The 22,638-nt window shown below is 39.1% G+C and carries 16 protein-coding genes; 4 read left to right on the plus strand and 12 right to left on the minus strand.

Going from position 1 to position 22,638, the window contains the following annotated elements; genetic code table 11:
- Positions 1-30 precede the first annotated feature (30 nt).
- The 10 genes from rplT to ABD769_RS08590 form a co-directional block, all read right to left on the minus strand.
- The gene (rplT, locus tag ABD769_RS08545) at positions 31-375 is read right to left on the minus strand and encodes a 50S ribosomal protein L20 (protein WP_025144714.1); all 345 of its coding nucleotides are present in this window, start codon (positions 373-375) and stop codon (positions 31-33) included.
- A gap of 75 nt (positions 376-450) precedes the next feature.
- The gene (gene rpmI / locus ABD769_RS08550) at positions 451-651 is read right to left on the minus strand and encodes a 50S ribosomal protein L35 (RefSeq protein ID WP_010600880.1); all 201 of its coding nucleotides are present in this window, start codon (positions 649-651) and stop codon (positions 451-453) included.
- 29 nt (positions 652-680) lie between these two features.
- Positions 681-1,250 carry a translation initiation factor IF-3 gene (infC, locus tag ABD769_RS08555; RefSeq protein WP_025144713.1) on the minus strand — a complete coding sequence of 190 codons (570 nt, stop codon included), beginning with the start codon at positions 1,248-1,250 and terminating at the stop codon, positions 681-683.
- A 17-nt stretch (positions 1,251-1,267) separates the two neighbouring features.
- Complete coding sequence (gene thrS, locus ABD769_RS08560; RefSeq protein WP_344850999.1) at positions 1,268-3,193, minus strand: threonine--tRNA ligase; 1,926 nt, start codon at positions 3,191-3,193, stop codon at positions 1,268-1,270.
- A gap of 114 nt (positions 3,194-3,307) precedes the next feature.
- Positions 3,308-3,802, minus strand: a complete 495-nt coding sequence (locus ABD769_RS08565; protein WP_344851000.1) for a hypothetical protein — start codon at positions 3,800-3,802, stop codon at positions 3,308-3,310.
- A gap of 128 nt (positions 3,803-3,930) precedes the next feature.
- Positions 3,931-5,049, minus strand: a complete 1,119-nt coding sequence (locus tag ABD769_RS08570) for an acyltransferase family protein (protein WP_344851001.1) — start codon at positions 5,047-5,049, stop codon at positions 3,931-3,933.
- Positions 5,050-5,172: 123 nt separating this feature from the next.
- A complete protein-coding gene (locus tag ABD769_RS08575) occupies positions 5,173-6,066 on the minus strand; it encodes a hypothetical protein (RefSeq protein WP_344851003.1) in 894 nt (297 codons plus the stop codon).
- Positions 6,067-6,775: 709 nt separating this feature from the next.
- A complete protein-coding gene (locus ABD769_RS08580; RefSeq protein WP_344851346.1) occupies positions 6,776-7,513 on the minus strand; it encodes a (Fe-S)-binding protein in 738 nt (245 codons plus the stop codon).
- A 22-nt stretch (positions 7,514-7,535) separates the two neighbouring features.
- Complete coding sequence (locus ABD769_RS08585; RefSeq protein WP_344851004.1) at positions 7,536-8,843, minus strand: MFS transporter; 1,308 nt, start codon at positions 8,841-8,843, stop codon at positions 7,536-7,538.
- 158 nt (positions 8,844-9,001) lie between these two features.
- Entirely contained in the window at positions 9,002-10,894 is a 1,893-nt protein-coding gene (locus ABD769_RS08590; protein ID WP_344851005.1) for a RecQ family ATP-dependent DNA helicase, read from the minus strand.
- Between the two features lie 379 nt (positions 10,895-11,273).
- On the opposite strand from ABD769_RS08590, the gene ABD769_RS08595 reads away from it, so the two are divergent.
- A complete protein-coding gene (locus tag ABD769_RS08595; RefSeq protein WP_344851006.1) occupies positions 11,274-14,501 on the plus strand; it encodes an amidohydrolase family protein in 3,228 nt (1,075 codons plus the stop codon).
- 254 nt (positions 14,502-14,755) lie between these two features.
- A complete protein-coding gene (locus ABD769_RS08600) occupies positions 14,756-15,019 on the plus strand; it encodes a hypothetical protein (RefSeq protein ID WP_344851007.1) in 264 nt (87 codons plus the stop codon).
- A 261-nt stretch (positions 15,020-15,280) separates the two neighbouring features.
- Here ABD769_RS08600 and ABD769_RS08605 read toward each other — a convergent pair whose 3' ends face one another.
- Entirely contained in the window at positions 15,281-17,497 is a 2,217-nt protein-coding gene (locus ABD769_RS08605; protein ID WP_344851008.1) for a B12-binding domain-containing radical SAM protein, read from the minus strand.
- 203 nt (positions 17,498-17,700) lie between these two features.
- Between ABD769_RS08605 and ABD769_RS08610 the strand changes: the two genes are divergently transcribed.
- Both ABD769_RS08610 and ABD769_RS08615 read left to right on the plus strand, forming a co-directional pair.
- A complete protein-coding gene (locus ABD769_RS08610; protein WP_344851009.1) occupies positions 17,701-18,417 on the plus strand; it encodes a hypothetical protein in 717 nt (238 codons plus the stop codon).
- A gap of 44 nt (positions 18,418-18,461) precedes the next feature.
- On the plus strand, positions 18,462-21,143 hold the full coding sequence (locus ABD769_RS08615; RefSeq protein WP_344851010.1) for a T9SS type B sorting domain-containing protein: 2,682 nt from the start codon (positions 18,462-18,464) through the stop codon (positions 21,141-21,143).
- A gap of 271 nt (positions 21,144-21,414) precedes the next feature.
- Here ABD769_RS08615 and ABD769_RS08620 read toward each other — a convergent pair whose 3' ends face one another.
- The gene (locus ABD769_RS08620) at positions 21,415-22,608 is read right to left on the minus strand and encodes a BaiN/RdsA family NAD(P)/FAD-dependent oxidoreductase (protein ID WP_344851011.1); all 1,194 of its coding nucleotides are present in this window, start codon (positions 22,606-22,608) and stop codon (positions 21,415-21,417) included.
- Between the last annotated feature and the right edge of the window lie 30 nt (positions 22,609-22,638).

The following is a 22,638-nucleotide window of genomic DNA, read 5'->3' on the forward strand; positions in this document are numbered from 1 at the left end:
TAAATATGATTATCGCTTAAGCGAAAATTTCTATTTTACTGCATCAATTACAGCTTTGAAAGCTTCTGGGTGATTCATTGCTAAATCAGCCAATACTTTACGGTTTAAACCGATTTCTTTTGAAGCTAGTTTACCGATCAATTGAGAGTAAGAAATACCGTGTTGACGTGCACCAGCGTTGATACGTTGGATCCACAATCCGCGGAATTCTCTTTTCTTAACTTTACGGTCACGGTATGCATATTGCAAACCTTTTTCTACTGTGTTTTTAGCAACAGTATAAACCTTACTTCTTGCTCCCCAATAGCCTTTGGCCAGATTAAGGATTTTTTTTCTTCTTCTTCTCGAAGCTACTGCGTTTACCGAACGTGGCATGTTGTTGTTGTTTTTTGGTAAGCGGCGTCCAAACTAATGGAACTTTAATGCCTGATACCTGGTGAAATTAATAAATTACTTTCCGATGCAAAGCATACGTTTAACGTTACCTGAATCTGCATCAGTTACAATTCCTGCATTTCCAAGAGCACGTTTACGTTTAGTACTCATCTTTGTTAAGATGTGACTTTTGTATGCTTTGTTTCTTTTGATTTTACCTGTTCCAGTAAGCGAAAAACGCTTTTTAGCACTGGAATTGGTTTTCATTTTTGGCATAACCTGTTTTTTAATTTATAAACCTATTTTTATTTTTTTGCTACTTTAGGCGCAACTGTCAGGAACATACGTTTACCCTCTAACTTAGGTAACAACTCTACTTTTCCTACATCTTCCAAAGCCTGGGCAAATTTTAACAATAAAATTTCTCCCTGCTCTTTATACACAATTGCCCTTCCTTTAAAATGCACATAAGCCCTAACCTTCTCACCACTCTCTAAAAAGCTTATTGCATGCTTTAGTTTAAACTGGAAATCGTGATCGTTGGTATTAGGACCAAAACGGATCTCCTTAATTACAGTTTGTTTCGCATTAGATTTAATCTCTTTCTGCTTTTTCTTTTGTTCGTAAACAAACTTACTGTAATCAATAATCCTACAAACTGGCGGTACCGCATTTGGAGAAATTTCTACCAAATCTAATTCCAGTTCATCAGCAAGCGCCAAAGCTTTCGCCAAAGGATAAATCCCCGGTTCAACATTATCGCCAGCTAAACGCACTTCGGGTGATTTTATATACTGATTAATGTTATGCTCTGCTTCTTTTTTCTTAAAAGGTGGACGTGGTCCCCTGTTAAATCCTGGTCTTCCTAATGCCAAATTTGTACTGTTTTAATTTAAACTGTTATTTCTTTTCTTAATAAATTGTTGAATTCTTCCAACGTCATTTCGCCTAAATCTCCCTCACCATGTTTACGAACAGAAACTTTTCCTTCTGCCATTTCCTTATCACCGATAATGAGCATGTATGGGATCTTTTTAACTTCCGAATCGCGTATTTTACGACCGATTTTTTCATCCCGGAAGTCAATCAGCCCGCGAATATCGGAATTATTTAGCTCATCTAAAACTTTTTTTGCATATTCTTCATATTTTTCTGAAATAGGAAGAACAATAAACTGTTCCGGACTTAACCATAACGGGAAATTTCCGGCACAATGTTCAATCAGCACGGCGATAAATCTTTCCAGTGAACCAAATGGTGCACGGTGGATCATTACCGGTCTGTGTTTCTGGTTATCGCTACCAGTATATTCCAGTTCGAAACGCTCCGGCAGGTTATAATCAACCTGAATGGTACCCAACTGCCATTTTCTACCTAAGGCATCCTTCACCATAAAATCGAGCTTAGGACCATAGAAAGCGGCTTCGCCATATTCTACAACAGTATTTAAGCCTTTTTCTGCAGCTGCTTCGATAATTGCATTTTCAGATAACCTCCAGTTCTCGTCAGAACCAATGTATTTCGCTTTGTTATCCGGATCTCTTAACGAAACCTGCGCAGTATAGTTATCAAAACCCAGCGATTTAAATACATAAAGTACTAAATCGATTACTTTTTTAAACTCCTCTTTAACCTGCTCTGGCATACAGAACAAGTGTGCATCATCCTGAGTAAAACCACGCACACGGGTTAAACCATGCAACTCGCCACTTTGTTCGTAACGGTAAACCGTACCAAACTCTGCAAAACGAACCGGAAGATCTTTGTAAGAACGTGGTTTTGTTTTGTAGATTTCGCAGTGGTGCGGGCAGTTCATCGGTTTTAAGAAGAACTCCTCTCCTTCCTGCGGGGTTTTAATCGGCTGGAACGAATCTTTACCGTATTTCTCCCAGTGACCAGAAGTTACATATAAATTTTTATGACCAATATGAGGAGTTACCACCTGCTCGTAACCGGCTTTAGCTTGCGCTTTAGTTAAAAAGTTTACCAAACGTTCACGTAAAGCAGTTCCTTTAGGCAACCATAATGGCAAGCCCATTCCTACTTTTTCAGAGAAAGCGAACAATTCCAGTTCTTTTCCCAATTTACGATGATCGCGTTTTTTAGCTTCCTCAATCATCAAAAGATATTCGGTAAGCTCGCTCGCCTTAGGAAAAGTTACCCCATAAATACGGGTTAACTGTTTTTTGGTCTCATCGCCACGCCAATAAGCACCAGCCACATTCATCAGTTTTACCGCTTTTACAAAACCTGTATTTGGTATGTGTGGACCGCGGCACAAATCAGTAAACGAACCCTGGGTATAGAAAGTAATTTTACCATCTTCCAGGCCATCAATTAAATCTAATTTGTACTCATCGCCTTTCTCAGTAAAATATTTTACAGCATCGGCTTTGCTTACACTTTTGCGCACAAAAGTTTCCTTTTGTTTGGCCAGTTCGATCATTTTGGTTTCGATGGCTTTAAAATCATCCGAAGAAAATTCGCGGTCACCAAAGTCTACATCATAATAAAAACCGGTTTCAATTGCCGGACCGATACCAAATTTGGTACCCGGATAAAGCGCTTCTAAAGCTTCGGCCATTAAGTGGGCTGATGAATGCCAAAAAGTTGATTTGCCGGCAGCATCATTCCAGGTTAATAATTTTACTGATGAATCAGCTTCAATCGGTCTTGTTGAATCCCAAACCTCGCCGTTAACCTCTGCGGCTAACACGTTACGGGCCAGGCCCTCAGAAATTGACAATGCAATTTGATGGGCAGAAGTGCCCTTTTCGTACTGACGAACAGAACCGTCAGGTAAAGTAATGTTAATCATCTACAACTATGATTTAATTTTTAAATAAAAAAGTTTTAAAGATCACTTACAATGTGATTTTATTTTGTGCAAAGATACGATTTTACACCGTAATTAATAGATAAACTTAAAATTCTACTTCGGTTGCAAACCAACTTCATTAAGGTATATTTTCTGAATTGCTAATAAACGGTCAGGATAAGTATTCAGTTTTTCGTACTTTAACATCAGCTGTTCATGCAGTTTTTTCTTTTCGCCAATGGTTTTTGCCTGCAACATTTGTTGTGCTGTTTTTCCATAATCATTTATGGCTGTGAGGTAGGCAACTATCCCAGCATTAAATTTTTCGGCCTCTTTACCTGGCTTCAGATCTGCAATATCGGCAAGCTCCATTTTTGAATTGTTGACCAGGTTTTCGGCTTTCTGCCCAAGTGAAACAGAATCAGAAAATTCCTTTGCATAAACCTTCGAAGTATCTTTAAAAACACTGTCTGTTTCGTCGATCTGCCTCATCTGGCGCAAAAATATGGAAGTTACTTTTTCGTTGTAGGCATAATCGCTGGTTGATGATGTGCAGCTGAGCAGCAGCATTAACGAAAGCGAAAGCAAGACAGGTTTTAAAGATTTCATACGCTGTTATTTTTTATTTTTTTAATATTACTACCGTCATGTTGTACTCCCTACGCCATGGTTCGTGTCTTATACACCATGTTTACATCCCCTAGCGGTGGTCGTGTCGCCACGAACCATTCATAATACTACATCAAAAATCTGGCCTTCAAATATTTACGCAATGGGATATCTACAAATTTCATAATTATATAAGCTAAAACAATTAAAACCGACACCGAAACAGGAATAACTATCCATAAGGTCGACATTGCAGGTTTAACCACTGCCACATAAGTTAAAAACACCCAAACAAATGGATAATGAGTCATATACATAGGATAGGATATTTCACCAGACAGCCTACAGATGTTTTTTGAAGCCGGATTTAATGCAGCACCTGCGCCTAAGGCAACCAAAAACGGAAAGTAAAACAATACAATTATCGGTTCGGTAATCCAGTTGTAACGATCGGCATAAGGGAATAAAAATGCTGCAAGCAAAAGCAGGCTCACACCCAAAAAGCCTAGTTTATTTTTAATAATCCAGTTGAAACGGTACACCAGCATCCCTGCAGAAAAAGAATAAAGCACACGTGCTCCACCATCCCAAAAATTTTGTCCGCCCCAGCCGCCGCCTAAATTTCCATTGGGAACCTTTACACCGATATAAACAAGCCATGCTGCCCCAACAAATGCTAAAACAATCAATACTTTTTTATTCAGTTTATAAAGCACAAGGATATAAAAGATATTGGCAATGTATTCCCAAAATAACGACCAGGCTGGTGCATTTAGGCAAAAAAGGTTGGTGTAGCGTTCAGGCATTACCGGATAAGGAATCAAAAATGCAGATGCCAAAAACAACAGCGCTGTTTTGCCAAAACCATAAATGGTGTAAAAATCGCTATACGGGTCGAACAAAAAGGTTAGCAGTCCTAAAACTGAGCCTATCACAACTAAAGGATGCAGCCGGATTAACCTCAATTTAAAAAACTGGATCAAACCGATATGCGGTGCGCGGTTATCGTAGGCATAAGCAATTACAAATCCCGATAAACAGAAAAAGAAATCGACGGCGAGGAAACCATGCGACAAAAAATTCTTGTTATAATCGGTAATGGCGATTTCCATAAAATGATAAATCACCACAATGATGGCCGCTACGCCCCTTAATCCATCTAAAATTTCGAAATGCTGCTTGGTTGCTAAAAGGTTAGTCTTATTTTCTGCTGTAATCACTTTGGTTAGGTTATTAATTTGTTTCAATAATAACCATTCTCATTTTATATGGCAAATTCCCGCAGACAATGAAGCGTAATCTTCAAAAATAATACAAAAAAAGCCCCGGTTTTTAATCGGGGCTGATAGAATTATTATGGTGGTTTTAAATTAATTCATTCCAAATGCTCTTCCCTGACCGCCACCTGGCCTGTTCTGTCTAAAACGTTTCATCATGTTCTCCATTTTAGTTTTATATTCTTCAGCGGTAATCAGTTTCGCTTTTTTAGGTGCTGTTACATCTTTCGAGCTTACATTTCTGTATTCTATACTTTTAGCAATAGAGCTGTTACCCCTTCCTTCAATGGCTAAAACAGCGCCTTCTGTCCACATATTTGGATTTGGAGAAAAATCGAATCCTAAATCTTTGGTGTACCAGATTTTGGTTTCTTCCACAACATTTTTATCCATATCCAGGATTTTAATTGCCCTTGTAGATCTCACAATCGCCTGGTGACAGGTAAAGCCTAAAATCTGTTTGGTAGAATCTGTTTTAACCACTTCAATGGTTGGCGCCGGAGCAGGTTTTGCCTTGGTGGTATCATTTGGATTTCCACCGCCCATTCTCATCGAACCAATCGGACCAGAAGTAGATAAGGTTAATTTGCTTGGCATGTAATAAGTGGTATCGTTCAGGTCGAATACCTCGGTAAGGCCTTTATCTGCAAAAGTGTAATAATATTCGCGGTTACCGCCGCCGCCACCAAAACGCATCATCATGCGGCCCATTCCGCCGCCACCACCGCCTGCACCGTTGCTGTCTTCCGTTTCTTCAACAGGCATGTAACTCGCATTTGTCGCTGTAAATAATAATTCAAAATTGGTTTTGCTCGATGAAGGCATCCGGGCTTTCATCTGGTCGGTTAATTGGATGCCACTGGCTGATGCCATTGCGGCAGGATCGATGGTATTTTCGAATTGTATTGCTCCCGAAGTCTTTTTTTGTGCATTTGCAACACCTGCAATCGACATTACTCCTAATAAAGCGATGAATATTTTTTTCATTTTGATGATTTTGTTTTGTTGTTTAGATACGAAAGCCTGTAAAAGGTTTAACAAAGGTATTGTTGATTGTAACATAAAGCTTGTTAAATTGTGTTAAAATCAATAGCTGGATTGGCTCAATCGGATCTTTAAAGGCAGATGTAATTTATTTTTTACAATAAAGATTATTTTTTTTGAAAAGCAATTGCAGTTGTTCTTCGGTTGCGGTAGTCCTGCCCTCTGCTTAATCCCGATTGAAAATACGCTTTAATTTAAAATTGATCTTTAAATCGGGATAACGCTGACGGTCAGGTTTATTTTACACAAAATTGTGGTTCTTTTTGACCGAAAAACCTCGCAGGTTTAGTTGCTCGTTATCCTAAATTTACTTGAAGACCGGTATTTTCCTCGGTCTGTGTCCTCACAGGCCGAAATCTTTTATAAATATGATGGTCTGTGGGGACACAGACCATGGAAAGGGGTTTGAAATAGAAAAACGCTTGCGCTCGTTTCCAAACGAGTGCATAAATAGTTAAACGATTCTATCGTTTGTAAACGATAAATTATTCAACGCTCATTAGAAACGAGCGTTAGCGCTAAAAAATAAATATCCCGAATTAAACCTTCGGTCTGTGTCCTCACAGACCGAAATCTTTGATTATAACTATGAAGGTCTGTGGGGACACAGACCATGAAAAAGGATTGGTCGCTCCCCTTTAGGGGTTGGCGGTTAATATTCAGTACTTTCCAGCCAACCATTACAAAGCACATCAGCAATATGCATGGTTTTGATTGGCAGGTTATTTTTATCAATATAACCCTGAAGATGCAAAAGGCATGATAAATCGGTAGAAATAATATAATCGGCTTGTTGTGCCAATGCGTGGTTAACTTTCTGCTCGGCCATGGCCGATGAAATGGCATCAAACTTAACGGCAAAAGTACCGCCGAAACCACAGCAAATATCGGTATCTTCCATTTCGATCATTTCTAAACCGTGTACTTTCGAAAGCAATTGACGGGGTTCATCTTTAATTTTGCATTCGCGTAAAGCACTGCAGGAATCGTGATAAACGGCCTTTCCTTCCAGTTCGGCACCGAAATAATCTTTTTTGGCTACGTTCACGAGGAAATCAGAAAGTTCCCATATGTTTGATTGCAGGCTTCGGCATTTGTTGTGCACAATCGTATTGGTAAACAGATCATTAAACCCACCTTTTACCATCCCTACACACGATGCTGATGGCGCCACCACATAAGTATTTTCGGTAAAATCATTCAAAAACTTTGTGCCCACTTCTTTAGCTTCATCCCAATAACCCGCATTGTATGCCGGTTGCCCGCAACAGGTTTGCTTCGAGTTATAGGTCACATCACATCCCGATTTTTCTAATAACCTTAAGGTATTAAAAGCAGTTTCGGGGTACAACTGATCTACAAAACAAGGCACAAATAATTCTACTTTCATCATATTCTAAACGACTGCAAACTTACAATTTTAGCGATTCTTTACGCTCGATTTTTCTTAAAAGCACTAAAAAGACTAATCCAACAATAAAAAATGATGCCAAAGCGATAATTGAGTAGCGAATATTTCCGGTTAAATCTTCAATATATGCAAAACTAAATAAACCAATAACAATGGCCAGTTTTTCGGTTACATCGTAAAAACTAAAAAATGATGTGGTATCTTTTGTATCAACAGGCAAATATTTAGAATAAGTAGAACGCGATAAAGATTGAATTCCGCCCATAATTAAGCCTACAATCGCTGCCAACGAATAAAACTGATATTCGTTAGTGATGTAATAGCCATAAACACAGCATCCTATCCACACTAAAACAACCATAATCAGCACGTTTACGTTGCCGATTTTTTTGGCCAGGAACGACATCAGCATCGCACCGGGAATGGCCACCAACTGAATAATTAAGATTACGGCAATCAGTTTAGCTGTGCCTAATTTTAAGGTTTTTTCGGCAAAACCAGCAGCTGCAAGCATAATGGTTTGTACCCCCATCGAGTAGAAAAAGAAAGAAAATAGAAACCCCTTCAGTTTATTGATCTGTTTTAGCTGTCCCCATACTTTAGATAGCTCACTAAAGCCATCTTTAAAAATATTGGTTTTTACTTTATCATTTTGCGGGGTTCCGTTTGGAAGCACTTTAAATGGAATCTGCGAGAAACCGATCCACCATACACCCACCAGTAAAAAGGACAGTCGTGGCGGAAAAGAAGCATCGGTAATACCAAACCATTCCGGTTTTAACACAAACAGAAAGCAGATTAACTGTAATATAACCGAACCAATGTAGCCATAAGAAAAACCTTGTGCACTTACGCGGTCCTGATGCTCTTCTGTTGCAATTTCCGGCAAGTATGAATTACTGAACAGTACGCCTCCAATATAGCCCATAGCAGCCAGTGCAAATAAAATAATACTCATTTCGAGTGTATCCAGTTTAAAGAAATACAACCCGATACAGGCTAAACCGCCCATATAGGTAAAGAATTTCATAAAGGATTTTTTATTACCTCTTCTATCGGCAATCGACGAAAGCATTGGCAAGGCAAAAGCCATAATTAAATAGGCGAATGACAAGGCATAATTAGAAAGTGAGGTATTGATGTATGTCCTTCCGAAAAACTGCACTTTATCACCATGTTCTTTGGTAGTGGTAATAATGGTGTAATAGGCAGGAAAAATAGTTGAAGTAATGACTAAGTTATAGGCTGAGTTTGCCCAATCGAAGAATGCCCACGAACGGATGGTTTTCTTATTGTTTTTTGTTATCATTTAGTTTTAAGGAGGTTAACTGTTGTAATTGGTTAACTGGTTAATTGTAGGCGGCTAAATAGTTCAATACAAAACTAATATTTTATTGGTAACTTGTTGGGTCATTTTTCTCACATCTAACATCTAACATCTCACATCTCACATCTCACATCTCATATCTATATATAATACTTCTTCCCATCAGTTTTAATCTTCCCGGCATCTAATAATTCTCTTATCGCATCAATTCTTTCGGCATCAGCACCATTTTTAATATTGGTAACCAGATCATCAAGGCTAAGCGGCTGTTGTTGCAGTAAAGAAACAATTTCGAATTCGATTTCCTCCCCCACCTGACTTTGGTTTTCGGCTCTTTTCTCTGCCAAACAAACATCGCAAACCCCACATTTTGTAGCGTGGTGTTCATCAAAATAGTTCAGTAATTGAATACTCCGGCACAAATTAGACGAAGCATAAGCCACCACCGCATTAATCTGTTTATGTAAAATCTCTTTTCTCAGTCCAAGGTATTTTACATCCAGGTCGAAATGATCCATATCTACCCTCGGCCGAACATATTGCAACTGCGGCTGATCGGTTTGTTGAATATAGGTAAGCAATTCAATACTTTGCAGTTTGTTGAGCAGTGCGATAATATCTTTGTAGGAAAGTCCGGTTCTTTTTGCTAAATCAGCTTCATTGATTTTTACAAAACCATCAAAAGCACCGCCATGTGAACGCAGAATGGTTTTGATAATGCCATCATACGCTTTGTTTTCGATCTGGAACCGGTAAACATCTTCATGACTGGCGATAAACATCATTCTTGAAGGTAAAAAAACACTTTCGGATAAGGTAAGATAGCCATCGTGCTCTAAAAATTTAAGTGCAGAAATGGTTTTTAATACACTGATATTAAAACGCTTACAAAAATCAGGAATATCAAAATTAAAGGTTAAACCTTCGCCGGCGCCAAATGCCAGTTGAAAGTAATTGCCCAGGTAGTGGTAAGTTTTTCTGATTTCATCTGGTGAAGGAAAGCTATCGAGATACCGGGATTCTAAACCCAGAATATCAGATTGGTTGGCCAACAGCACCGCGTAACTCCTTTTTTCGTCGCGCCCGGCCCTTCCCGCTTCCTGGTAATAAGCTTCCAGACTTTCGGGCAGATCCAAATGCACCACGAAACGCACATCGGCTTTATCAATTCCCATTCCAAAGGCATTGGTGGCCACCATAATGCGCGTTTTATTACTTTTCCATTCTTCCTGTTTTAAAAAACGAACATCGCGTTCTAAGCCTGCATGGTAAAAATCGGCTTTTATCTGGTTTCTGTTAATGAAATTGGCTACTTCTGCAGTTTCCCTGCGGTTACGTACATAAACCAATCCGGTACCTTTTACATTTTTACAGATATCAATCAGCTTTTTATATTTATCTTCATTTCCGAAAACAACATAACTTAAATTGTCTCTGGCGAAACTTTTAACGAAAATCTGTGGATTTTTCATTTCCAGTTTCTCAATGATATCTTTCCTTACAAAATCGGTTGCTGTGGCGGTAAGCGCCAATACGGGAACATCAGGCAAAATTTCGCGCAGTTTGGCAATCTGCTGGTATGGCGGACGGAAATCGTAGCCCCATTGCGATATACAATGTGCTTCATCAACGGCAATCAGGTTTACATTCATGTATGAAATGCGAACCCGTACCAAATCAGCCAATAAACGCTCAGGTGAAAGATATAGGAATTTTATTTTGCCATAAATACAGTTATCAAGCAGAATATCGATTTCACGTTTTCCCATTCCGGCATAAATGGCAATGGCTTCAATCCCTTTCGATTTCAGGTTTTCTACCTGATCTTTCATCAGGGCAATTAATGGAGAAACTACAATACAGATGCCCTCCTTAACCAATGCCGGCACCTGAAAACAGATCGATTTCCCCCCTCCGGTTGGCAACAGGGCCAAACTGTCGTTCCCTTCTATAACCGAAATAATAATATCCTGCTGTAATGGCCTGAAAGCCTGGTGTCCCCAATATTTTTGTAAAATCTCTATTGCTGTCATAAATCGGCAGTATCAAAACTATACATTTAATCCAAAATCGCCACTTATTATTGTTAGAAATTGAAAAAATCATCTTCAGAAAAGATTATTAACTTTGCTAATTAAGAAGAATTAAATGTTAGAAACGCCGTTTGAAAGTCGAATTCATAAAAAAAATCGTCATCTCGACTGGAACGCAGTGGAATGGAGAGATCTATCTCGAGATAGATTTAACTCCGCTGAGCCTACCGGTTCCCGGCTTCATTGCACTCCGCCCGAAATGACGGATTTGATTGAAATAAATCATCAAAACGCTCAACGGTGTTGAGACAAATACATTTCAATAAAAAACTAATCAAAGAAAAATACACGAATTATTCAAATAACCATCCAGCATATAATGAAACACCTCTATTTTCTATCCGCTCTTTCGCTATTATTTTTCAGTTCTTACGCCCAGGAAAAAAAATGGGACATTGAAAAATACCAGGGCACCACGAAAAACTTCACACTAAATACTGATGAAGGTACCTGGATGAACCTGGATGTAAGTGCTGACGGACAGGAGATTGTTTTTGATTTACTGGGCGATATTTACGTGATGCCCATTACCGGCGGCGGTGCGAAACTGATTAGCGGAGGCGCGGCCTGGGATGTGCAACCAAGGTTTAGCCCGAACGGAAAATACATTTCTTACACGAGCGATAAAAGCGGGGGCGATAATATCTGGATCATGAAACGTGATGGTTCGGGCAAAAAACAAATTACCAAAGAGAGTTTCAGGTTATTGAACAATGCTACCTGGATGCCGAACAGTGAATATATTGTGGCCAGAAAACACTTTACTGCCAGCCGGTCGTTAGGTGCAGGCGAAATGTGGATGTACAGTATCAACGGTGGTGAGGGTGTACAATTAACCAAACGCAAAAACGATCAGCAAGATGCAGGCGAGCCAAACGTATCACCTGATGGCCGGTACGTTTATTTTAGCGAAGATGTAAGCCCGGGGCCAAATTTCGAATATAGTAAAGATCCCAACGGGACCATTTATGCCATCCGTCAGCTGGATTTAACCACAGGTAAATTAACGACTTTGATCAATGAGCAGGGAGGCGCTTGCCGTCCGCAGGTTTCGCCTGATGGAAATATGATTGCATTTGTAAAACGCGTAAGGTTAAAATCTACTTTATATGTTCAAAATATAAAAACCGGCGAAGAATGGCCTGTAAATGAAGATTTATCGCACGATCAGCAGGAAACCTGGGCCATTTTTGGCGTTTATCCTAATTTCGCCTGGACACCAGACAGCAAAAGCATCGTTTTTTATGCAAAAGGAAAAATCAGGAAAACCGAAATTGGTACATTGATCAACACAACTATTCCTTTTCAAGCCAATACCATTCAAACCGTACAACAGGCTTTACATTTTGAACAGCAGGTTTTCAGTAATGAATTTTCGGCCAAAATGTTGAGGCAACTTACCACCTCCCCTGATGGAAAAACCATCGTTTTTAATGCTGCAGGGTTTTTGTATAAACAGGAATTATCCACAGGAACACCCGAAAGGTTAACGAATGGTTTGGATTTCGAATTTGAACCTGCTTTTAGTCCGGATGGAAAATATGTGGTTTACACTACCTGGAGCGACGAATTACGCGGAGCAATAAAAAGAACCGATTTAAAATCGGGAAAAACCATCACCTTAAGCGACGAAAAAGGGTTTTACTATTCTCCTCAATATTCGACCAAAGGCGATAGAATTGTTTTTAGAAAAGGAAGTGGAAATGACGTTTTAGGTTACAATTATGGGCGTGGAACTGGTATTTTTATCATGCCTGCCAATGGCGGTGCAAAAACGCTGGTTTCTGACAATGGCATCCGTCCACAGTTTAACAATAGCGACACCCGGATTTATTTCCAGAGTTATGCAGATGGGAAAAAAGCCTTAAAAAGTATCGATTTAAATGGTGCAAACGAAAGAACGCATTTTACTTCACAATACGCCAATCAGTTCGTCATCAGTCCTGATAATAAATGGGTGGCATTTAACGAGTTGTTTAATGTGTACATCACCCCGATGATCAATATTGGGACTGCCCAGGATGCCTCTGCAGGAAACAAAGCCATTCCGGTTACCAAAGTAACTACCGATGGTGGAACTTACATTCAATGGAGTGCTGATAGTAAAAACCTGCACTGGACACTGGGACCAAAATATTTTACCATTGATGTAAACAGTGCGTTCAATTTTGACGGAACTACGCCTAAAACTGCAGCATCATCAATTGATATTAACCTCGTTTTAAAATCTGATGTTCCTACGGGAATCGTGGCCTTAAAAGGCGCCAGGATTATTTCAATGAAAGGCGATGAGGTAATTGAAAACGGAACCATCCTTACCGATGGAAATAAAATTACTGCAATCGGGAAATCGGATGCGGTAAACATTCCGGCCAATGCTAAAGTAATTGATGTAAACGGCAAAACCATTATGCCGGGGATTGTTGATGTGCACGCACATTTACGCACCAGTCCGGATGGGATAACGCCACAAAGCGACTGGAGTTATATGGCCAATCTGGCTTTTGGCGTAACTACGTCTCACGATCCATCGAGTAATACTGAAATGGTTTTTAGTCAGAGTGAAATGCTTAAGGCTGGCCGAATGGTTGGACCAAGGGTTTATTCAACCGGATCAATTTTATATGGTGCAGATGGCGATTTTAAGGTTGTAATTAACAGTTTGGATGATGCTTTGGCCAATTTGCGCAGGTTAAAAGCGGTTGGTGCTTTTTCAGTTAAATCGTACAATCAACCGCGTAGAGAACAACGCCAACAGATTTTAGAAGCTGCCCGTCAGTTAAAAATGGAAGTGGTGCCTGAAGGTGGTTCAACATTTTTTACTAATATGAATATGGTTGCCGATGGCCATACCGGAATTGAACACAGCATACCTGTTTTACCGGTTTACAAAGATGTAACCACGCTTTGGAACAATACGGAAGTGGGTTACACTCCTACTTTAATTGTGGCTTATGGTGGTCAGTGGGGCGAAAATTACTGGTATGACAGAACCAACGTTTGGGAAAACGAAAAGCTGATGACTTATACGCCACGCACGATTATTGATGCAAGGGCCAGACGCAGAACCACTTCCGAATACAGTGATTACAACCATATCGACATTGCAAAAGCGACCAAACAGATTGCAGATGGGGGTACAAAAGTGAACCTTGGTGCGCACGGACAAATTCAGGGATTAGGTGCACACTGGGAATTATGGATGCTGGTACAAGGTGGTTTTAGTCCGCTGCAGGCCATCCGGGCTGCAACATTAAATGGCGCTGGCTATTTGGGTATGAATAAGGAAATCGGTTCGCTTGAAGTAGGTAAACTGGCAGATTTGGTGATTATGGATGCCAACCCGTTAGATGATATCCGCAATTCGGAGAAAATCAAATATGTGATGATTAATGGTCGTCTTTACGATAGCGCAACCTTAAATGAAGTAGGTACAAGAGAAAAATTAAGAGGTAAACTCTGGTTTGAAAACGCGAGGGGAAATGGTTATATTATTCCAAACGGCGAATCAGAAACCTGGACTTTTACTGTTCCACATTGTGATTAAACCTAGCAAGTATTTCAGAAACATTTTTTGACCATATAAGACATATGAGGTACATATAAGCTTAAATGATCTTACATCCCTTCTATGGTCAAAAATATAGCACTAATATTTTCTTATTGGTTAATGTTTCGAACGTACAATACCTGAACCATCAATCAAAATAGAAATGAACCATATTTAGCTGGTTATCTCACAAGCCAAAGTGAATTGGAGTATTAAAAGATTTGATAAACAGTTAATTTAGAATATACAATATGAAACCAAATAAACTTTACACTACCGCCTCAGTTATATTCTTAATATTAAGCATACTTGTTTTCTCTTATAGCGGATATTACATTTTAGGTATCCAGACTGTAAACTTATTTCTTGCACTTATTGCCATGGCTTATATCACTTCATTTATAGCGTTGATGAAAGACCGGAAATCCATAATATCGTGGTTATTGCTCATTATAAATTCGATTATACTCATTTGTATCATCTATTTCCTTACACATTTTAAAATGAAGATGTAGAGCTAAGCGCTTTTAAGGCATATTCGTCTCGATTGAAACTCCCATTTCTGTCATTCTGAACGCAGTGAAGAATTTTTTGATATTAAAGTTAACTGTAGAGATCCTTCGACTCCGCTCAAGATGATAGTATCCAATAAACGGCCGTCATCTCGACTGGAGCATAGCGGAATGGAGAGATCTAAATCAAAAACTATTTTTAATAGATTTCTCCGCTACGGTCGAAATGACGCCGCTCTGTGAAGTTTTGGTGACGGTTTCTGTTTACAAAACCAGCAAACCGTATTCCCTTAAGGTATTAATGGGTTTTGAATACCAGAACAGTTCGAAGTTTTCCAGTTCCTGTTCAAAATCGGCTTTAACATCCTGAAAAGTAAATACTTTCTCGTTCGAGATCGAAATTTGATTTAAAATGGCAGCTAACCATTCACCTTCTTTTTTATTGGTTTGAATGGTAAAAGTTTCCTTTTTATCGTGGAAAGTGAGCGAGGCCATTTCCCAGGTATTGCCCTTTTTTGATTTGGTGAAATAATCGGCAGAGGGCTTTCCTCCTATCCATACTACTTTTGCAGTAGGTTTGGTATTAAAATGATCGCCATCAGTTAAAGCCTTTTCAATAAAATCAGCAGGGATTTTCGTCCTTGGGATTTTAAAGTCAAACCAATCCTGCAGCTCATAATCAAAACAGATCCCGTGCATAAAATTGAAAAGTGATTTCTTTAAGCCAAAGCTGAATTTATTATGATCAATACCTGTTTTATCAGTGTAATTGATATCATTATTGGCAAAAGTTCCAATCACTTCTGTATCCTTTACTACACCAAATTTTTCAGGGTACATGCCCACCGGACTATGCGCCGTCATGGCAAATTGATGCCAAAAACCCGATTGTAATATCCCGACCTCAAACAACTGACGCACCATTTCTAAACTGTCAACTGTTTCCTGTACGGTTTGGGTTGGATAGCCGTACATTAAATAAGCGTGCACCATGATCCCAGCTTCGGTAAAATTGCGGGTTACCCTGGCCACTTGTTCTACCGTTACGCCTTTATCAATCAGTTTCAGCAACCGATCAGACGCTACTTCCAATCCTCCTGAAACCGCAATACAGCCAGAAGCCTTAAGCAATAAACATAAATCCTGACTAAAGCTTTTTTCAAAACGAATATTTGTCCACCAGGTAACCGCTAATCTCCTTCTGATAATTTCCAAGGCTACTTCACGCATTAGCGCTGGCGGTGCAGCCTCATCAACGAAATGGAAACCATTCTGTCCTGTTTTGGCATATAAATCTTCTATCCGGTCTACAATCAATTTAGCCGCAACCGGTTCATAAACCTTAATATAATCAAGCGAAATATCGCAAAAAGTACATTTCCCCCAATAACAGCCATGCGCCATGGTGAGTTTGTTCCAGCGCCCATCGCTCCACATGCGGTGCATCGGGTTAACAATTTCGATTACCGAAATATATTTATCTAAAAGTAGTCCTGTATAATCCGGCGTACCTACATCAGCTTGCTTATAATCGTTTCTGAAAGCATCGTTACGGTAAACTACTTTGCCATTTTCGAGCAGAAAAGTTCTTTTATAAAAATGGGCTTCCACCGGGATGGGATGCGTAATATTTTGGTATAAAAGTTCGATCGGCAATTCACCATCATCTAAAGTGATGTAATCGAAAAACTCAAAAACCCGTGCATCAGATAACGATCTTAGTTCCGTATTCGGAAAACCCCCACCCATCGAAATTATAATTTCAGGATGATTGGTTTTTATCCATTGCGCACAACGGAAAGCACTGTAAAGATTACCCGGAAAAGGAACCGAAATCAGAAACAATTTAGGTTGAACAGTTTCAATTTTTTCTTTTAAAACCGAAATCAGGATATGATCAATATAGGTAGGCTCTTGCAATAAGGCATTATATAATTCATCAAAAGAATTTGCACTTCTGCCCAAACGCTCTGCATAACGGCTAAAACCGAAATTCTCGTCGATACATTCTACAATATAATCGGAGATATCTTCAAGGTACAGCGTGGCTAAATGCTTCGCTTTATCCTGTGTGCCCATGGCTCCGAAAGCCCAGTCGAGCTCTTCTAACTGCGAAAAACGAGAAGCCTGGGGTAAAAAATCATCGCTACAGATCTGCAAAGCTAAAGTTGGATTTTTCCCTTGCAGAAATGCGATTACCGCGTCGATGGTTTTTAAATATTCATCCTGCAAAGCTAAAATACGTTTGGCATTATCGCTTTTAGGTTTTCTATTATCTACACTCCGACTCCGCTCAGTGTGACTGAATAAATTTTGTAATCCTTTTTTAGAGAACAGTTCCAAAATTACTTCTATGCCTAAGTCTGCTTGTGTTGTACTGATATTTTTGGTATTCAGAAAACCTTTTATATACGCGGTTGCCGGATATGGAGTATTCAGTTGGGTAAATGGCGGCGTAATGGCAAATATTTCGGTTTTCAAAAGGAATTGTTTTTTTTTGCAAAAGTACGGGAATTTTTATACAGTCGTCACCCTGAATTTATTTCAGGGTCCATTTTGCGGGAAAGATACTGATCCAGATGTAAATATCGGGACAGCGTGACGAGTCGCGAGATACGATTCAGTTAAACTAAAAACCCAAACCAAACGTTTTATATCTACATCAACACCTTTTTTCTACCTGAATGAAAGTTTTTTGTTTTTACCTCCTGATGCTGTGCGCGCAAATTTGCTTTGCGCAAAAAACATTTATATTTCCTAAAATTAAACCACAAGGCACTTCTTCTGAGCAGCTTACCCCTCCTAATTGGACAGCGATAGATCAGGTTTATGGTGATTTAAACAATGATGCCATAGAAGATTTGGCAGTAGTTTTCGAATACAATAGAACAATTGATGAAACCAGGGTTTATGGCGACAATAGCAGCGCGATTATAAAAGAAACTCAGAAACCAAGGATACTGGCCATATTTTTTAAAGATAAATCGACAGGGACTTTTAATTTATCTACGCAAAATAACGATTTCATTTTACGTTCAGCAGAAGGTGGTAAACTGGGCGATCCGCTACAGCAAGTGGCCATTAAAGACCAACAACTCTATCTGCGCTTTCAGGGAGGTGCAGAGTGGCGCTGGGAACTGGGTTATACTTTTAAATACGAAAATAAAGACTGGTTTTTAACAAGCGCCATTAATCTTTATTTTAACCAGAACAGCGGCGATATGACCGAAAGGGTTTACGACTTTAAAACACGTGAATTATTTACTACCGTTGGTAACTTACACAGAAGGGACATTGCCAACAGGAGAACGAGTGAGGTTTTGTATTTTTCGCAACTGAGAACATTTAAGACCTTTAAAAAACCATGGGCATGGGAAATTATGCCAGATGTTTATTTGTAGGTACCGTATTAGCTTTTATTGCTGGTTTTTAATATCATTGTGGTATGATTACCAGTTTAAGTTACCGCCTCTTTCTTTCTTTCTTTTTACTATCTCCCCTCTTGTGTATGGCACAGTTAAATTTAACCTCAGGAGAGAAATATCTGGAAAATGAATCGTTTAAACAGATTTTTGTTTCAGTAGAAGATCATACTGTTTGGGCGCTCAATAATTCAGGAACAGTTTTTTACAAACCAGATACCGAAGCTGCTTTTAAACCTTATCTGCCTACAAACGGCCTCGTGATTAATGAAATTACCGGCTTTAATGAATCAGAAATGTATTTTCTGATTAAGCCAAATGTTATTGTACATTTTAAGGGCGGCGTAAAACATGAAATAAAGATTGAGGAACCGGGCGTTACAAGGGTTAATAATATTTCAGTAATAAATACAAAAAGAAATATTGATTATGAACCTGCTAATGCTTATAACCCTGCTAATGATTACTTAGCAGTGGCTACCAACAAACATGCTTATAAAATTTTTCGGGGAAACCTCACCATTACCAATCAGTTTATTTACCCTAACCAGCCCTTGGTTAATGAACCAGATTGGAGAATTACCAATGCAGGGTACAAGTCAGTCGACTTCCAGTACATTTACACGATGGCACGGTGCTTTGTTAATGACCATGCTGCAGTTAACTATCAGGCTTATACCACATACGTTTCGGCTATTCCCGACAGAGCACCCTATCCTTCAAAAATAAACTGCACACTCTTTGCACATCACTGGCAATTTGGATTGCCCGCAGGGTCTGGCTGGCAGATATGGTATAGCCTATGGGGTACAGATGAGGGACTATACGCCTATAACAATGTTTCATGTACTGGCTTAGAAATTAAAAAATTAATTGAAAATGAGAAGATTAATGATCTGGAAGAAGTTTATGCTTTAACACCTGTTTTTAAGCAAAACTTTGCATTTGCAGCAACCGACAGGGGGTTATACTATACGCCTGCTTCAATATTTAATGAATTAACCTCAAGTCCAGAGCGGCTTGATCGGCTTAAATTCATTAAATTTCCAGCATCTAATAACATAAAAATTAATTCTGTATGTGTAGATACCGACATTAAAATTTTAAAAGAGGCCAACTATAATTATTGGAGGGAAACCATGTGCGAGAAAGTATTATGGGTGGCCAAGGATCAAGGTATTTCAAAGATATATTTGAGCCTGGATCAGGATTATTATCAGAATCTGAAATATACTGATTTCATCTATAGCAAAACCCCTTCAAACGGCTATAATCAGGACGAGGTCATATTTGAAACCTGCGGTAACCAAAGCATCAATGTAAAAACAAGGGTACCTGTTAGTTTACAAAATCAGTTATTATTTCAGTGGTTTAAAGATGATGTAGAAATAAGCGAATGGATAGGAAAAGCGTCTGCAGACTTAAAAGAATCTGGAAAATACACTTTCAAAGTTACTGCATTATGTGAGAATCTTACACTGACATCCTTACCCATCATTATTAAAAATAATACAACTCCTGAAATAACGTTTAACTATCCTGCCGAGATAAATTTATGTTCAGGACAAACTTATCTCCTTGAAACAAAACGCATAGAAGACTACAAATACCAATGGATAAAAAATGGCACTGACATTCCAAATGCTACACAAAACACCTATAATGCAACCTTACCTGGCATATATGAGGTAAAAGTAAGTAACTGTGAAAACTATTATGAACTCTCAAAGCAAGTGAAAATTAATCAGATTGTTATACCAACGGTTCAACTCACAACAGCAAAAACAGCTTACTGCATTGGTGAAACCACAGAAATTAAAGTTGATAATCCGAATAATTACCTTGTAAAATGGTACCGAAACGGGTTGGAACTACCTGAGTTTAAAAACCAGAATATCATTTCAATTGCATTGACGGGAGCTTACACGGCATCTTTAACTAATGACAATGGCTGTGCAAATACATCAGTTGCAACTAACATCAGCTTTAACGCAATTCCGGATGTAACCATAAGCAGGAGTTCGGATAAAATACTCTGCAGTGGAGAAGAAGTAATACTCACTGCTGTAACCAACCAAGCTGGTACTGATTTCTTTTGGAGTACAGGTGAAACTACTAAAACCATAAAAATTAACAAAAGCGGGATTTATTCTGTCAGCTTTACCAGCACCTCGGGCTGTAAAAGGGAAAGCGAAACAGTTGAGGTAAATGTAAACGAACCGCTTTTGTTATTTCAGCCCGAACAGCTTCGGATTTGTGTGATTGCTAAAGAAAAAGTAACACTTGAAGCGCCCGCAGGGTTTGCCTTTTACATATGGGAAGGCCAAAAGACTTCAAGCCCGTTCTATCAGGTAAACAAGCCAGGGTATTATTCCCTAACTGTTGAAGATATTTATGGCTGCACGAAATCAGTAAATTACTCCGTTATTCAGTATTGTAAAGATATTCTCATTCCAACCGCATTTAGTCCGAACGATGACAATGTGAACGACCTTTGGCAGGTAAGCGGACTTGAAAGCGATCCTCAGAGTAGTATTCAGATTTTTAACCAATATGGAAATATCATTCATACTACTACAGGCAAGGCACCGTTCTGGGATGGAAAAGTAAAGGGAAATCCTGCTAATGTTGGCGTTTATTATTATTTAATAAAATCGAAAAACACTAGTCAAGCTTTAACAGGCACGATTACCTTAATTAGATAAGAAGCCTGTAAATTACTGTTAGGATTGAGGCCAAATCTCGCGGGTTTAAAAAAATGTGAGCTTTAATTTAGTTTGCCCCAAAAGAACCACTGTTTTATGTTAATAAACCTGATAGAACGGAAAGCCCGGAGCGCAGCGAGGACTTGCAGTGATAGCAGGGCTGAACTCCCCGATGAAAACTGAACTGTTCATTTTCAAAAAAACATCAATCACCTTAGCCAACTGAGGGAATCTAAGTGTTTATCAAGTTAAAACCTCGCAGGTTTATTGACTAAATATTCTGCGCGATCACAAAACCACTGGCCCAGGCCCACTGAAAATTATAGCCGCCCAGCCAACCGGTAACATCCAAACATTCGCCGCCAAAAAACAGATTTGGGATTTTTTTACACTCCAGGGTTTTAGAAGAAATTTCATTCGTATCTATCCCGCCGCGCATTACCTCGGCCTTATCGTAGCCTTTATCGCCTGCCGGCTTCACTTTAAAATGATGAATGGTTTGTTCAATTAAATCAATTTCAACCTTTGTTAATGCAGCCACAGGCTTATTTAAAGGTAAAAACTTGCCCAAAGCATCGGTGAACTTTTTCGTATAAATCCGGTTTAACAAGGTAGACAATAAAGTTTTACCGTTTGTTTTCCTTTCCTCATTCAATAAGTCAAACACATTTTGGTGTGGTAGCAGATTCAGGTTGATGGTTTTACCCCTCCTCCAGAAAGAAGAAATCTGCAAAATAGCCGGACCGCTCAATCCCCAATGGGTAAAAAGGATATTTTCTTCGAAAGAAATTTCATCATTGCTTACTTCGCAAAAAACAGCATTGCCAGAAAGTTGTGCAAACCATTCTTCGTCTTTCCCGGTAATGGTTAAAGGCACTAAAGCCGGGGCAGTTTCAACAATTTTCAGATCGTGTTTCCTGGCAAAACGCAAGGCAAAATCAGTTGCGCCCATTTTTGAAATCGGTAAACCTCCGGTAGCAATTACCAGTTTTTCGGCCGTTAAAACAACTGTTTTGCCATTTTTCTCATAACTTACTTTAAAAGAAGCGTCGGGCAGTATTTCAATGTCCTTAACATCAGCATTACACCTGATTTCCTGTCCAAAATCTTCGCAGATGGAAGTAAAAACCTGCACTACATCTTTTGCATTTTTATCATCAGGAAATAATTGTCCCAAAGTTTTTTCTTTGCCTTCAATACCATAAGTTTCAAAAAAACTGATGGTATCGTCGACTGTCCACTGTGTAAAGGCGGATTTAATAAAATGCGGATTCGCTGATATAAACTGCTCAGCAGTTGCAAATTGGTTAGTATAATTACAGCGACCGCCGCCGGAAATCAGAATTTTAGCGCCAGGTTTTTCATTTTTTTCGAGCACAATTACTTTTTTACCCAGATAGCCTGCCTGCACCGCACACATCAATCCACAAGCACCTGCACCAATAATTATTGCATCAGCATTCATCAATAAAATTTATTATGGTTACTTTTGTGC

It is taken from the genome of Pedobacter jeongneungensis, from assembly GCF_039538295.1.
In the GTDB taxonomy this organism is placed as follows: Bacteria; Bacteroidota; Bacteroidia; order Sphingobacteriales; family Sphingobacteriaceae; genus Pedobacter; species Pedobacter jeongneungensis.